The organism is Streptomyces sp. NPDC006261 (assembly GCF_040613515.1).
GTDB lineage: Bacteria > Actinomycetota > Actinomycetes > Streptomycetales > Streptomycetaceae > Streptomyces.
This window is the reverse complement of sequence record NZ_JBEXSI010000099.1, coordinates 1-14,280: the sequence shown is the minus strand read 5'-3', so window position 1 is coordinate 14,280 and position 14,280 is coordinate 1. Positions and strand designations below refer to the sequence as shown.

15 protein-coding genes and 2 pseudogenes are annotated in these 14,280 nt (G+C 67.4%); 2 read left to right on the top strand and 15 right to left on the bottom strand.

The features are described 5' to 3' along the window. From ABZ154_RS33405 to ABZ154_RS33365, 9 genes and pseudogenes are all read right to left on the bottom strand, one after another. Positions 1–974, bottom strand: a 974-nt coding sequence (locus tag ABZ154_RS33405) for a potassium transporter TrkG (RefSeq protein WP_356838107.1), incomplete at its 3' end; no start/stop codon positions are given. Between the two features lie 582 nt (positions 975–1,556). Beyond that, positions 1,557–2,348: an ABC transporter permease gene (locus ABZ154_RS33400; RefSeq protein ID WP_356838106.1), complete on the bottom strand. Its 792-nt coding sequence runs from the start codon at positions 2,346–2,348 to the stop codon at positions 1,557–1,559. Further along, on the bottom strand, positions 2,345–3,331 hold the full coding sequence (locus ABZ154_RS33395) for an ATP-binding cassette domain-containing protein (protein WP_356838105.1): 987 nt from the start codon (positions 3,329–3,331) through the stop codon (positions 2,345–2,347). Before ABZ154_RS33395 ends, ABZ154_RS33400 begins: the two co-directional genes overlap by 4 nt. A 324-nt stretch (positions 3,332–3,655) precedes the next feature. Next, positions 3,656–3,973 (bottom strand): DUF1048 domain-containing protein, encoded by a 318-nt coding sequence (locus ABZ154_RS33390; protein WP_356838104.1) that lies wholly within the window; start codon positions 3,971–3,973, stop codon positions 3,656–3,658. Position 3,974: 1 nt separating this feature from the next. Next, a complete protein-coding gene (locus tag ABZ154_RS33385; protein WP_356838103.1) occupies positions 3,975–4,331 on the bottom strand; it encodes a DUF1048 domain-containing protein in 357 nt (118 codons plus the stop codon). Beyond that, positions 4,328–4,654, bottom strand: a complete 327-nt coding sequence (locus tag ABZ154_RS33380; RefSeq protein WP_096626132.1) for a PadR family transcriptional regulator — start codon at positions 4,652–4,654, stop codon at positions 4,328–4,330. Before ABZ154_RS33380 ends, ABZ154_RS33385 begins: the two co-directional genes overlap by 4 nt. A 174-nt stretch (positions 4,655–4,828) precedes the next feature. Next, a pseudogene (locus tag ABZ154_RS33375) lies at positions 4,829–4,978 on the bottom strand (AAA family ATPase); the annotation flags it as partial. A 103-nt stretch (positions 4,979–5,081) separates the two neighbouring features. Next, positions 5,082–5,861, bottom strand: coding sequence for a hypothetical protein (locus tag ABZ154_RS33370; protein WP_356838102.1), 780 nt, complete (start codon positions 5,859–5,861; stop codon positions 5,082–5,084). Positions 5,862–5,923: 62 nt separating this feature from the next. Beyond that, entirely contained in the window at positions 5,924–6,175 is a 252-nt protein-coding gene (locus ABZ154_RS33365) for a hypothetical protein (RefSeq protein WP_356838101.1), read from the bottom strand. Between the two features lie 87 nt (positions 6,176–6,262). Here ABZ154_RS33365 and ABZ154_RS33360 point away from each other — a divergent pair, with 87 nt between their 5' ends. Then, complete coding sequence (locus ABZ154_RS33360) at positions 6,263–6,934, top strand: hypothetical protein (protein ID WP_356838100.1); 672 nt, start codon at positions 6,263–6,265, stop codon at positions 6,932–6,934. Positions 6,935–6,939: 5 nt separating this feature from the next. On the opposite strand, the gene ABZ154_RS33355 is transcribed toward ABZ154_RS33360, so the two are convergent. The 6 genes and pseudogenes from ABZ154_RS33355 to ABZ154_RS33330 form a co-directional block, all read right to left on the bottom strand. Further along, positions 6,940–9,396, bottom strand: a complete 2,457-nt coding sequence (locus tag ABZ154_RS33355) for a hypothetical protein (protein ID WP_356838099.1) — start codon at positions 9,394–9,396, stop codon at positions 6,940–6,942. Continuing rightward, complete coding sequence (locus tag ABZ154_RS33350; RefSeq protein WP_007445976.1) at positions 9,393–9,722, bottom strand: helix-turn-helix transcriptional regulator; 330 nt, start codon at positions 9,720–9,722, stop codon at positions 9,393–9,395. The genes ABZ154_RS33355 and ABZ154_RS33350 overlap by 4 nt, the downstream gene beginning before the upstream one ends. A gap of 2 nt (positions 9,723–9,724) precedes the next feature. After that, positions 9,725–9,922, bottom strand: a pseudogene (locus ABZ154_RS33345) (site-specific integrase); the annotation flags it as partial. Positions 9,923–10,064: 142 nt separating this feature from the next. After that, on the bottom strand, positions 10,065–10,394 hold the full coding sequence (locus ABZ154_RS33340) for a hypothetical protein (RefSeq protein WP_356838098.1): 330 nt from the start codon (positions 10,392–10,394) through the stop codon (positions 10,065–10,067). A gap of 104 nt (positions 10,395–10,498) precedes the next feature. Beyond that, on the bottom strand, positions 10,499–10,960 hold the full coding sequence (locus tag ABZ154_RS33335) for a hypothetical protein (RefSeq protein WP_356838097.1): 462 nt from the start codon (positions 10,958–10,960) through the stop codon (positions 10,499–10,501). Further along, positions 10,957–12,294: a hypothetical protein gene (locus ABZ154_RS33330; protein WP_356838096.1), complete on the bottom strand. Its 1,338-nt coding sequence runs from the start codon at positions 12,292–12,294 to the stop codon at positions 10,957–10,959. The genes ABZ154_RS33335 and ABZ154_RS33330 overlap by 4 nt, the downstream gene beginning before the upstream one ends. A 144-nt stretch (positions 12,295–12,438) precedes the next feature. Between ABZ154_RS33330 and ABZ154_RS33325 the strand changes: the two genes are divergently transcribed. Then, positions 12,439–14,025, top strand: a complete 1,587-nt coding sequence (locus ABZ154_RS33325; RefSeq protein ID WP_356838108.1) for an ISL3 family transposase — start codon at positions 12,439–12,441, stop codon at positions 14,023–14,025. Positions 14,026–14,280: the final 255 nt, after the last annotated feature.

The following is a 14,280-nucleotide window of genomic DNA, read 5'->3' as shown; positions in this document are numbered from 1 at the left end:
TGGAAGATGTTGACCGCGCCTTCGCCGCGGATCTCGGCGTATATGACGAAGAACAGCACGGCGAAGGTGGTGACCTTGATGCCGCCGGCGGTGCCCGCGCTCGCGCCGCCGATGAACATCAGCACGTCGGTGCCCAGCCAGCTCGCCGGGTTCATCTGGGAGGTGTCGATGCTGTTAAATCCGGCGGTACGTGGCATGACTCCCTGAAAGAACCCGGCCAGCAGCTTCCCTGGTACGTGCAGCGGACCGAGTGTGGCCGGGTTGGACCACTCGAGCGCGGTGACGAAGGCGCTGCCGCCGGCCAGGAAGACACCGGTGGCCCACAGCACGACCTTGGTGTGCAGCGACCAGCCGCGCGGCTTGCGGAACCGGCGGCGCAGCTCGAACAGGACCGGGAAACCCAGGCCGCCGGCGATGACGGCCAGCGCAATGGGCAGACAGATCCACGGGTCGGTGACGAAGCCCATCAGGCTGTCGGAGTACAGGGCGAAACCGGCGTTGTTGAAAGCGGAGACGGCGTGGAAGAGACCCAGCCATGCCGCTCGTGGCCAGGGCTCGTCGTAGGCGATCGCGAACCGCAGGGCCAGCGCCAAGGCGGTGACGGCTTCCAGCAGGAGGCTGACCTCGACCACCCCGGTCACGACCGAGCGGACGTCACCCAGGCCCAGGGTCTTGGTCTCCGCGGCGGCCGTCATCCGCGCTTTGAGGCCGATGCGGTGGGAGACCAGCAGAACCAGCAGGGAGGCGAAGGTCATGATGCCGAAGCCGCCCACCTGGATGAGCCCCAGGATCACGGCCTGGCCGAACCCGGTCCAGTAGCCGGGGGTGTCGACCACGATCAGGCCGGTCACACACACCGCGGAGGTGGAGGTGAACAGCGCCTCCAGCACACCGGCACCACCGGGCCCGGCCTTGGCCACCGGCAGCATCAGCAGGCCGGTCCCGGCCGCGATCGCTGTGGCGAAGCCGGCCACGACCACCTGCGCCGGATGGCGAAGACGCGGCCACCGCGGCGTCACCACCTCAAGCCCTCCGCACTGCGGGCGGGCACCACTGTTGTTCGCACTGGAAGACGATAGACAATCTTGACGCCGCCTTCGACACCAGGCCCTGCCGTCCGTCCTCTGTCGTGTCTAGGCTTGCGCCATGCGCCCCAGAAAAGGCACCCGTCCGCACTCCTTCGCATGGGCCCGTGCCCGGCATCCGGGTGGCCGGGAGAAGGGCCCGGGTTTCACCCGGGGTCTGCGGCGCACTGAGTACACCCTGTTTCTGGTGGCCGTGCTTCTGATCGTAGTCGGGGCTGTCAGTGACTCGTGGTGGCTGATCGGCGTCGGGGCGTGGGCTCTGATCGCCGCCGGCCTGATCGAAATGATCTACCGACCGTGACGGCGCCGCCCTTCCTCGCTTGAGCAGGGCACGGCGGCTCTGCTCCGCAGCCCCAGCGCCGCCCGTGACGGGGCCAGCCCCGCCTCCGTCCGGGCAAAAGGGTGTAGATCTGCACGCGGACGGGACAGGGTAGGGCAAGTTGTGGGACGCGACCAGCGCGGTCGTTGCGTCTACTTCGGGTCGCGGTTGAACTGCACCGTCGACCAGCGGTAGCCGAGCGCGATCAGTCCGGTGCACCAGGCGATCGCGATCCAGCCGTTGTTGCCGATCTCGGTGCCGAGGAGGAGGCCGCGGAGGGTCTCGATGGCAGGGGTGAAGGGCTGGTACTGGGCGATCGGCTGGAACCAGCCGGGCATCGTGTCAGCCGGGATGAAGGCACTGGAAATGAGGGGGAGGAGGATCAGTGGCATGGCCATGTTGCTGGCCGCCTCGGGGTTGGGGCTGGCCAGGCCCATGCCGACTGCGATCCAGGTCAGCGCCAGGGCGAAGAGCACGATGAGTCCGAACGCCGCCAGCCACTCCAGCACGGTCGCGTCCGAGGAGCGGAAGCCGATGGCCACGCCGACGGCGCCGACGAGGACCACGCTCATGACGGATTGCAGCACGCTGCCGACCACGTGCCCGATGAGTACCGACGGGCGGTAGACCGCCATCGTCCGGAACCGGGCGATGAGGCCCTCGGTCATATCCATGGAGACGTACACCGCAGCCCCGATCACGGTGGAGCCGATGGTCATCAGCAGCAGGCCAGGGACGATGTAGGCGATGTAGTCGGACCGGTCCGCGCCGCCGCCTCCGATGCCCGCACTCATCACGTCGCCGAAGACGTAGACGAAGAGCAGCAGCATCATGATCGGTGTGAGCAGCAGGTTCAGGGTCCCCGACGGGTAGCGCCGCGCGTGCAGGAGGTTGCGGCGCAGCATCGTGTTCGAGTCGCGTACCGCGAGAGAGAGGGCGCTCATCGGACGGTCTCCTCGGACTGGTCGGGGATGTTGGCGGGGCTGGTCAGGGCGAAGAACACGTCGTCGAGGTCGGGGGTGTGGACGGTCAGTTCTTCCGCCTCGATACCGGCGGAGTCGAGCCGGTCGAGTATGGAGCACAGTTCGCGCTGGCTGCCGTCGGTGGGGATGCTCAGCGACAGTGCCTCGTCTTCCCGGGTGACCTCACGCAGGGCTTCAGCGGCGGACCGGTACGTGGCCGGGTCGGTGAAGCGGAGCCGGATGTGCCCGCCCGGGACAAGGCGCTTGAGCTCCTCGGCGGTGCCCTCGGCGGCGATCTTGCCGTCGTGCAACACCGCGATGCGGTCGGCGAGCTCGTCTGCCTCCTCCAGGTACTGGGTGGTGAGGAAGACGGTGACACCGTCGGCGACGAGACTGCGGATGATGCCCCACATGGTGTGGCGGGAGCGCGGGTCGAGGCCGGTGGTCGGCTCGTCGAGGAAGATGATCCGTGGGTCACCGACCAGCGTCATGGCCAGATCGAGGCGCCGCTTCATGCCACCGGAGTAGCTGGAGGCGGGCTTCTTCGCGGCCTCCACCAGGTCGAAACGCTCAAGGAGTTCGGCGGCGGCCCGCCGCCCCTCCTGCTTGGGCAGGTGGTGCAGGTTTGCCATGAGGAGCATGTTCTCCTCGCCGGTGATGAGGCCGTCGACGGCGGAGAACTGCCCGGTGACACCGATCGCGGCACGAACCGCCTGTGGGTCGGCGGCCAGGTCGTGCCCGCCAACGTGCAGGTCACCGGCGTCGGCGGTGATGAGCGTGGACAGGATCTTCACGGCCGTGGTCTTGCCGGCGCCGTTCGGGCCGAGCAGCGCGAACACAGACCCGGCCGGGATGCACAGATCGATACCGCCGAGGACGGTCTTTTCGCCGTAGGACTTGCGCAGCCCGACGGCGGAGACGGCGGTCGGCGACGGGCGCCCCTCACCTCGTTTGGATGTGGGCATGACAGATAGAGGCATAGTGACTTCCTGTCGAAGGCTGAGCTCAGGGTGAGTGAAAGCTGCTTCGGAACTCGAATTGAGTGACTGCCTGTGACTACACGTCAGCCGAGTCGTCTTGGGGAGCGGTGTCGGGCGGCCCGCCGCCGGATGCCTGCTCGCCGAGGGCGCGGGTAGGGCTGGGCCAGGTCTCACCAGCCGACTGGACCGCCCTAGTGGACAGTGCCTGCGGCGGCTTCCGGCGGCCGGCCGGTCCGCGCCTGGTCGCGCTGCGCCGAGGCGCGCGAACCGCTTGTGTGAACTACGCCCACTCGCGTGAGGCGGCGGGTGCTACTTGCCGGCTTTCCCGCTGATGGACTCTTGGTAGATGTCCGCATAGGTAGGAGAGTCCTTGACCAGGTCGTCGCAGAACGCGGCGACGTCCGTGCCGATGAGCTCCAGGACCCCCTTGCCGCCGGCGACGCCTTCCTCGAAGAAGTCGACGATCCCGGGGAGCAGGGGCCCGTCGGGCAGGTCGATCGGGCCGACCTTGAACAGGTACTTCTGCATCTCCTTGTAGACGATCTGGTAGTCCGGGGGGAGCGCCTTGACCCGGGCCATGTGCGCCCGCCACTGCTTCTTGCCCTCGATGATGTCCTGGATGCCCACGTCAGCCTCCCAGCCGGTTCAGTTTCCTCGCGACGTTCCTGTTCAACTGCTCGCGCCACTGGTCGCGGTAGGTCCGAGCCCCTTCTCCACCGGCCAGCGCCGTACAGAAGCCTCGGATGTCGTCGCCGAGGACCTCGTGGATGCTCTGCCCGTCCGCCGCTGTCTCTTCGAGCAGCCCCAGGGCCGCGTCGAGGATCGGCATCAGGTTGCGGCCGGTGAAGTCCCCATGAGGAAGCAAGTGGGCCTTGATCTGTTCCCACGCCGCCCGGTAGTCCTCGGGCAGTGCCTCGGCCCGGACCTCGAACGCCTTCCATCCCCTGGTGAGATCGCTGCCGGTGATGGTCTCCCAGAAGTTCATCTCCCGCCCTCCTTGAGCCTGTCGATGCGTGATGAGACGTACTGCCATTTCGTCCAGAACTTCGCCAGTTCCTCGCGTCCGGCGTCGTTGAGGGCGTAGAACTTGCGCGGCGGGCCGACCCCGGATGGCCGTTTCGTCACCTGGACGAGTTTGTTCCTCTCCAGCCGCAGCAAGATGGTGTACACCGTCCCCTCGATGACGTCGGTGAAGCCGAGCTCGTTCAGCTGACGGGTGATGGCGTAGCCGTAGGTTTCCTCGCTGCCGATGATTTCGAGCACGCACCCTTCGAGCGTGCCCTTCAACATCTCCGTCAGGTCGTCCATCGCGAGTCCTCCCCGGTCCTAGCGGTACTGCGTAGCACCGAGTACCACTATACGGTATCACCGAGTAGTGGGGCTGTCAGCCATCGGCGCACGTGTACCGGACGCTGCGATTCGCGACCCGAAGGACGAGATTTAGCGCGCCCCTACCCCCAACACGCTGAACTTGACAGAGAAGTCGTCGCTGACGGTCTCGCGCAGCGCGTCCAGGGACAGGACCTGTGAGGCGGGCCAGGTGGCCGCGATCGTGGACTTCCCCGCACCGGACGGGCCGATGAGGACCACCAAGCTGTGCTCGGGCATCTCGGGATAGATGAACTCGGTCATGCGGATCTCCTCAGAAGACAGGGGTGCCGGGCAGCGCGGATCGGGGCGCTGCCCGGCGTGAAGGGTGGTGAGGGCGGCGGGGTTGTGCAGCTTGGGCGGGGTGTCAGGCGGCCACGGTCGACGGGGCGGAGTCGAGGCGGACACCGCGCAGCGCGTCGAGGACGTACGTGTCGAGGCGGGCCTGGTGCTGGGTGGCGACGATGAGGTCGGCCGCGCGGCTGCGCGCGTAGTCGACCGCGTCCTGGCTGAAGCCGCCGGCTGCGAGGAGCCGGTCGACGGTGTTGGTGGCCAGGTGTTCGGCCCAGCGCTGGGCGGCGGACTCGCGGTGGGAGTAGGAGGTCAGGTCTGCCACCGCCTGCGCCCACTCCCCGCGGCCGATGTCCCGGGTGCCGCACAGGCGCCAGTTCCGCCGCCGCTCCTCCATGCCCTGAGGGTCGGTGTCCCAGTCGGCGGCCCACCGGGCGGCCCGGTCGGGGATCTGCCGGCGGATGACGTCCAGGACCTCCCGGCCGTTTGCTCCGAGGGCGGGCAAGGGGTCGGTCTCCTCCAGCACCCGGATCTGGTGGGAGAGCAGCCGGTAGGGGTAGTGGTGGTGGCTCCAGTTGCCGGTCTCACCGAGCGGCTGGACGGTCCAGAGCCGGATGGGCCAGACGGCGGGCCAGATGCCGGTGTCCTCCAGGACCTCGCCGACCCGCTTGTCCATGCGGAAGTACGAGAACTCGCTCTCGTCGAACCACAGGTTGGCGCAGGGGCTGGGGTGGTCGATGACCTGGCCGACGTTGTCGGCGAGGTTCACCGGGGTTCCGGTCTTGCGGGATCTCTCGATGATGCCGTCGGCGGGGGTGGCGATGTACCAGGTGACGGGTTTGGGCTTGCGTGCCATGCGGTCCTCCAGGGACAAGGGTCGGCTGCTGGGTACTCGTACGCGCTTGGGGCAGGGGCGGGTCAGCGGCGGGCGCCGGGGCGGGTGGTGAGCCAGGTCGTGACGGCGGCCGCGCCGATCCCGATCGCGCGGTGCAGTGCGGCGTCCAGCTCGATCCACGCGGTGCCCGGCCCGTTCACCTCGCGGGTGAGCATGCCGTCGTCGTCCATGCGGACCGCCTGGCAGTGCTCGATGTAGCCGACCTGCCGGGTCTTCTTCGCCAGTGTCGGTAGGTTCCGATATTCGAGCGTGCGGAATAGAGCAACGAGGCCCATGCCTCCAGCTCGACAGGGACACGGTGCCGCAGGAGGCCCAGGGGGCCGGAGCCTGCTGTCCCTGGGCTACTCGGTAGCGTCCTTCTGGTGAATCTCAACCTCTTCAACGCTGTGCCCGACGGCCTGACTCAGCGAGCTCGATCGTTCGTCCAAGCTCACGGAGTCAAAGTCGACGTCAGGCACGTCGAGGACCACAGACAGTGGTGGCTTGAGCGAGAAATCCCGGCCGCGGTCATCGACCGGATGGCTGCCTATGAGGAGCGCTGGGGCGGTCTGGTCCTACCACCGGCATCCCAGTACGACGGCGGCCCGAGGTACCTCGAAGCGGACTCCCCAGAAGGCTCTGAATCTGAAGGTTGGTGGTTTGAGGCCGGGATGCAGCGGACCGCGGTCCCGTACGGGTTCATGATCGGGCCGTCTGGCGAGTTCGGCATTCATGCAGGTCAGTGGGCGCCCCTCCATGCCACCGTCGAGGGCTGGGTGGAGTCGCTCGCGCTGACGCACCACGCGTCCATGTGGGCGAAGCAGATCAGCAAGGTCACCGGGGACGATGTCGATGGCATCGCGCTGGACGGGTTCGAGCCGGTGCGCGAAGTGATGGGACTCGCCGACACTTGGTGGCGAGGAGCCGACTCACTGGTCGCGGTCTATACAGGTGAGGCCGAGGCCCTCTCCTTTCCGCGGGGCCGCACTGCGTTGATCTACTCCGGCTTGGATGAGTGGGGCCTGCGAGGAGGCGTCAAGGACAGCACCAGCTGAGGACATCAAAGGTGATCCAGAGTCTCGCCAGCGTCTGATCTGCGGGCCACCTCGGCTGCGTAGGCGGCTCTGACGGCTCCTGCTGCCCATCGGTCGGCAGCGGCGGGGCTGATGCCGAGGAGGCGTTCGAGGACGCCCGCCGGCATCGTGGTGCAGATGTCGAGCAGGGCCGCGCAACGGCCGGACTCGGAGGGAAGCCCGATCTTCCGGAGTCGGGCGAGGAGCTGGCCGCTGGTCAGGTGCTTTCCCGGCTGCTGGGTTGGGAAGAGCCAGGGTGTGTTGGACTCGTTCGCCGTCACGGTGTGCTGGTGATCGTCGGCGATGTCGACGAGTCGGAGGACCAGGGTGTCCAGGGGCGGCGGCAGCCTCAATGGGATCTCGTGGAGTTGAAGGGCGACGCCCTTGTCGTCCTGGATGACGTGTGCGGTGGTCAGTCGGCAGGTTCGGGCGGGGGTCTGGCCATAGAGCAGGACCATCAGCCCGGCGACGCGGTCTTTCGTCTCGATCGAGTCGTCGTTGAGGAGCCGACGGGCAATGCTCCAGCGAGCGTCGGCGTCCAGCGGGAGGTGGGAGACGCGCCGGGGGCGGGCGGGGATGCTGATGTTGAAGGCGAACTTGCTGCGTACCGCCCAGGTGACGAACGGTGCGGCGGTGTAGGGGCCTTGGTGGTCTTCGGAGGTGAGCCAGAGGTCGATGTGTGCTTGCCGGCAGGTGGCCAGAGTTTCCCGCTGGTCTTTGATCCAGTCGAGCAAGGCGATGGCCTTGACGATCTGGGTCTGGATGATGTCGGCCGCTTGGGCGGATATCGACTTGCCGCGGGATCGTCGCCTCAGGCGTGCGATGCGGTCCCAGCGAGCGAAGGCGGTGATCAGCCTACGGTCCTCGGTGTCGTCGATCGTGTTGAGCTTCCGGTCGATCCACTGCTCCAGCCGGGCCATGTACTCGTCGCGGACGGGCAGGATGCCGGCGGAGACGAGGACGGCGCGGAAGTAGTCGAGAGCCATGTCCCTCTGCCCGGTCCTGCGGGCATCGAAGGCCTCGTGGGTGAGGTCGCAGGTTCCGGAGGCGAGATCGGTGACCAGGCGGGTGGCGGTCGCCGACTCCCGCAGATAGAGCAGTGTCCGTCGCGAGTTGCAGTTCAGCAGCGCGTCCACGATCTTGTCGAGTTCAGGCCGGGTGCTGCCGTCCGGCGAGGTCAGCAGGTTCCTCAGGTGCCGTTCGCCGGCGCATCGGCGGCAGAGGCCGTAGTGGAAGAGCTTCTCGACGGTGCCGCACTGCTGACACGGCTTGCGGGCCTCTGGGGCTACCTCCCAGCAGTTCTCGCAGAACGGCCCCCGAGGTGTCCGGGCGACCACGCGCAAGGTGCGCCCGCAGTCGGTGCAGGGCTCCAGTGTGATCAGACAGGCCCGGCAGCGCGGGGTGCCGGCGGCGGCATGGAAGCAGGGGCGGACCTTGCCGCAGCCGCCGCACTGCATCGTGGGCGGCTTGCGGCATGCCTTGCAGAGCGGCCCGTCCTCGGTGCGGGCCGAAACGGCCCGATGGCGGCCGCAGCCGACGCATTCCTCCTGGCAGGTGGCGTCCTTGTCACGGCAGTCGCTACAGATGGGCGAGCCGTCGGATGTACGTCCGGCGACGGGCCGGGAGCGACCGCAGTGCGTGCAGGACTGGGCGGTCGAGCGGTTGTAGCAGGTGCCGCAGACCCGAAGCCGCTTGATGGAGTGGCTGAGCCGGACGGTGCGGTCGCAGTGCGGGCACCTCGGCGGCGGGACACCGTCAGCGCCGGCCTGGTGCAGTCGCTCGGCCAGAAGCAGGGTCCGGGGCCCGTGGTGGTGGGCCTGCCCGGCCAGCAGGCCCGGCTGGTTCTGAACGTCCCAGAGCAGGCGCCGGGTGATGGAGGTGCTGCCCTTGGTGACCTCGGCGATCACCTCCTGAAGCACGGACTCGCCGAGCCCGAGGGCAAGGCCGTTGAGGTGGTTCAGGAGGTCGGCGGCCGGGTCCTCGGTGCACTCGGCCTGGTAGCAGGAACGGCAGACTTCACGACCGGTGCGGTCAAGCCCGTAGCGCGGGGTCTTGCTGTTGCCGCAGCCGCCGCACGCCCATTGCGTGTCGGCGCGTCTCCCGCCGCATGGGGCACAGGTCCGCCGGCCAGAGTCGTTGGTGTTCGTCAGTGGCCCCAGCCTGCCGCAGCGCGAGCAGGGCGGCCGGACGACGTTGACGGCGCCGGCCTGGACGAGAAGACGGATCAAGCGCTCAACCGAAGCCGGGCCTTCGGCCCGGCCCGAGGTCAGCAGCCCCGGATCGCGCTCCAGCGTCCGGGCCAGAAGGACAGCACGCGGCTTGGCATGTACGGCCTGGGAGATCGCGTGCTGGACCGTCTGAGGCGGCAAGTCGGGCTCGACCGCGGCGACGAGGTCGATGATCACCGCAGTCGGGTCTGTTTCGGCCCTTGGGACAGTGGTCACGAGGGTCCGACGATCCGGGCCCGCTTGGGCCGGAAGGCGCCGACGCCGGTGGTCTCGGTGCCGTCCGCGGCCTTGTTCGCCCGGGGCCTGCCCGCGGCGACCGGCTCGATCAGGTCGTCCATCGAGCAGCCAAGGATGTCTAGCAGGGCCATCAGCACCTTGAGGTTGAGCCGTTCCGGCGTCTCGACCACCAGGCGGTAGACCTGGCTGGCCGACAGGTCGATGCCCCGCTCGGCCAGCAGAGGCCGCAGGTCGGTGGTGGAGAACATGCCCCGGGTCGCCATGACCTCGCGCAGATGCCACTTGTAGTCGAGCTTGACCGTCATCGTCATCCGTTCCGTTCCTGGCTCGTGAGGCCGGAGTCGCTGCCGAAGGCCAGGTCGATGGCCTTGAGCATCATCGTGTTCGCGAAGTCGTCGCTGACCGCGGTGTAGAGGGCGGTCGTGGACGCGTAGAGGTGGCCGACCTGTTCCTGGATGAACCTAGGGTCGACGCCGTCCTCGATGTTGTGCGTCACGTAGGCATGACTTGTGTCCGCAGAGGCCGTGTGCGGATGACCCCTTGTAGCGATTGGGCAGGACGGAGAGCGATGCCGCTTTCGCGATGCAGACGGTCGGGTGTGTTGCATTCCAGCGTTGATGCTGTGACGCAGTTCACCCTCCCGTCTGTCAGTCAGCAGGGATGAACCCCTCTGACTGGTCGAGCCGAAAGGGGATTCCGGGCTTCTCGGGTGTCCAGCCCTTGGCCCGGGCCGCGCGGATCGTCGCGGCCACTTCTGCGGGCAGGACGGCTCGGGCCGGGCTTCCGAACCAGTTGCTTGGATGCGGCTGGTTCGTTGTGACCACCAAGGTGGTGCCTGACGTCTCGTCCTGTTCGACCGCGTAAGCCAGTGGGCACCAGGCCAGGCCGCGGCCGTAGGTCGCCCGTCCGCGGACCCTCCATCGGTAGCTGATGCCGTCGACGGTGATGCGGCGCGAACCTTTCCTGACGAGTGCCATGCCCTCCTCATTTCCTTTTCTCCTAGCTGAACAGTATTCAAGGGCCGTCATCGCGTCGTGTGCATTCCGGCTGGTGAGGCCCTGCCTCACTGCCTCAGCCCGCCTCAACTGCAGCTCCCGATGGCGGTGGACCGAGGTGCAGGGAGGCGGCTCACCCGGCTCGTTCCGGCGACGGATTCTCGAAGATGAACGATCTCCTCGTGCTGGGCGGCCAGCCGGGCCAGGGCCTGTCCGCGGAAGTCGGTGAGTTCTTCGACCGTCTGCTCCGACTGGGCCAGCCGTTCCCGGAGCTTGGTGGTCTCTGCCTTGAGGCGGGTGATCTGGGCTTCGCGGGGGTCGGGGATCTCGCCGGTGTCTTGCAGTGCCTGGACACGTCGTTCGAACTCGACGCGGAGGTGAACGTAAGGGCGAGTGCCGTAGAACGCGGTTCGGTCGACGGCGGCCTCGTTGGCGAGAGTCTTGATGTCGCACTTTCCGCCGGGCGGGATCTCGCCTCGGAGGAGTCGGTCCATGGCGGCTCGGATGCGGTTCTCGTTCTCGGTGCGCTGGGTTGCGGAGATTCTCATGCGGATTCCTCGTCCGTGGTGCTGGCGGCGTCGATCTCGGCGACGACCCGGAGGGCTCGGTCGTAGTCGGCTTGGAGGCGGGTGCGTTCGGTCTTGCGTGTGGTGCCGAGTTGGCCGATGAAGATCTCGGTGCGTTCGGCGTGGTCGGCCCAGACGGGGCGGTGGCCGGGGTGGTGGGTGGCCTGCGGGCAGCGGGCGGAGTCACACATCCCGATCAGCGGGCGGTCCGCGGTGGGGGTGCCCGCGAGTTTGAGGCAGAGCGCCCGGGAAGGGTCGGTGAACCAGCAGTAGTTCGCCGGTCCGAGGTGCAGGACGTTGGCGCGCTTGGCAAGGAGGTTGAGGACGTCGCGGTCGTTGCGCTGGGTTTTCGGGGCCGTGGCCGAGGCGGCATCGAGTTGGGCGTCGATGCCGGCGAAGAACTCGGTGAGGCTGCGGGCGCCGGGACCGGCGGGCAGAACACCTTCCTGGTAGTTTCGGAACTCCTCCAGTACCAGCTGGAGATTGCGCTCGCTCTCGTGCTTGTTGACCTCGGCCAACAGCTCGGCCTGGGCTCCGCCAGGGCGCGAGGCATACCCCTCCGTTGTCGCCACGGCGATATGTTTCATGTGGATCTTGGTGGCCAGGACGCCGCCGGGCCGGTAGGCCATTTCCAGGGACAAAGTGCGCCGCAGCATCCGCAAGTTGACTGGTCCCTCGGGGATTGTCGCCAGGCCAAGTCGTCGGCCGGCTGCGGAGTTGGCCCAGTTCTTGAACCACTTGAAGCGGACGTTGAAGGAGAACCTGCCGATCAGCAGGGCTCCTTCTGTCGGGGCGTCGTGCAGTTGCTCGAGGAGTTCGATCGCGCGATAGACCGGCTCGATGACGACCCACTCGTCGGCGGTGCCGCCCAGCGGCTGTCCTTTGACGATCTTGCTTACGATCCGGTAGCGGGTCAGGCCCGGGACGGACTCTTCGGGCGGTCGGCGGCAGCCGATGCGCAACTCCATCAGCTCACTCGCGCGCATGCCCGAGATGGCGGCAGCGGTGATGATCGCAGCGGTGCGGACGATGCCGACCAGGGCGACGGCCTGGGGCCGGGACAGTGGCACAGTCCAGGGCAGTGATGATGTTCCGTCAACTGCGGCGACCGGGCCGGCATCGCGGCCGAACGGTCTCTCGACGCCGACCTGCGCGAGGGCGTCTTCCAGCGCAGGCCGCATGGTGGGCAGCCACGGATGGCAGAACTGGCTCAGCCCGGCCCGGCGGGCGAGGGTGCCCATGGCCACCGGGAGAAGAGGATCGTCCTCGGCCCAGCCCTGGGCGAGGCGTTTCGAGATGTAATGATCATCCAGCATGGGCAGGGCTGTGCACGTTCACGGCTCTGGCAAGATTTTCGTAGGCGGAGATCATCTCGGTGACACGGTCGGCCGGTCCGCATGATGGGCAGCCTGTGACTGTGCTCTGTTGAACTGGTCAGCCCGTTACCGCAGTTGTCCGATGTGAAGGTGGTTTCGGTTGAGGTATCCGATGCCGCGGTGGTGGTCCGTGCCCGCACGAGATCAGGTGAACCGGCGGGATGCCCGGGATGCGGCTGGCTCAGCGAGTGGTGCCACAGCCGCTACGCACGGCGCCTCTCCGACGTCACGCTCGCAGGCCGCCCTCTGCACATCGACCTGTCCGTACGCCGCCTGTACTGCGAGAACACGACCTGCCCGAAGACGACCTTCGCCGAGCAAGTACCGGGACTGACCGCGCGCTACCAGCGCCGGACACCCCGACTGCAATCCCTGGTCGAGGACCTCGGGGTAGTCCTGGCAGGCCGGGGCGGATCCCGAATGCTTCGGATCTTGAACATCAGGCTCTCTCGGGTCGCCGTCTTGTCCCAGCTCATGCGGGTGCCACTGCCGAAACCGGTCACGCCCCAGGTCCTGGGGGTCGACGACTTCGCTCTCTACGGAGGCACCTACGGAACCCTCCTGGTCGATGCCACCACCCGCCTCCCACTGACCCTTTGGGAAGGACGCGACGCTGAACAGCTCGGCCGCTGGCTGCGCGAGCATCCGGGCGTCGAGGTCGTTTGCCGCGATGGGTCCCTCACCTACCGGCAGGGCATCACAGCTGGCGCCCCCGAAGCCGTGCAGGTCAGCGACCGCTTTCACCTCTGGCAGGGCCTATCCCGCCGAGTTCAGGACATCGCCTCCGCCCACCGCGGATGCCTGCCCGCAGCCCTGCCAACCGTCAGTGAAGACGATCACCAACCGGTCGAGGAGACCACTGACAACGCCGCGGCGGGCAGCCGGGCCGGGCGTCATGCCCAGAGCCTGTTCGAGGCGGTCCAAGCCCTGACCCGCACCGGCCGGAGCCACAGCTCCGTGGCTCGTGAGCTCGGCCTGGACCGCCGAACCGTTCGTAAGTACGCCCGCGCACGCACCTGGCAGGAAGTCATGCGCCGGCCGCCCCGCAAGCCCTCAACGCTGGATCCCTACCTCGGCTACCTGCGGCAACGCTGGGATGAAGGACAGCACAGTGCGAAGATTCTGCACGAAGAACTGCAGGTCAAGGGCTACCTTGGCCACTACCAGCGCGTGAAGATGGCTGTCGCACCCCTCCGACGAGGCTTGCCCATCGACGAGCCACGCGAGCGGCCGCCCTCACCTCGTGAAACGGCCCGCTGGATCACCACCCATCCGCACCGCCGCAGCTTGCACATCAACGAGCGGCTTCCCAGGCTCCTCGACCACTGCCCCGAACTCAAGCTCACCCACGACCTGGTCCGCCGCTTCGCCACCATGCTCGACAACCGCGACGCGGCATTCCTGCCAGCATGGCTGGGCGATCTCAAAACGAGCGGACTGGCACCACTCGTCGGCCTGGCCAGGGCCTTCCACGAAGATCGCCATGCAGTCGCTCAGGGCATCACGACCTCATACAACTCCGGAGTCAACGAAGGCCGCATCACGGACGTCAAACTGCAGAAACGCATCATGGCCGGACGAGCCGGCGTCCGTCTCCTCCGCCACCGCGTGGTCCTGATCGCTCACCTCCGCCGACGCCATGCGGACCGGCCGACCGTGTCACCGAGATGATCTCCGCCTACGAAAATCTTGCCAGAGCCAAAAAAGTCCGTACGCCGACACTCATGAAGAGCCTTCAACTCACCCGCCCACGAACGGGCATCAACCAGAACCCCACCCATGAACAGACCAACGACTCACCTGCCCAACCGTCACGACAAGGACCGTTGCAGTACTAGGGCGCGTATTGAGTCGTGATCACTGGCTGGCTCGGGTGAGGTCCTTGATCCAGATCATGGAAGCTCGGAGGTGGAGGCCGGCTTGATA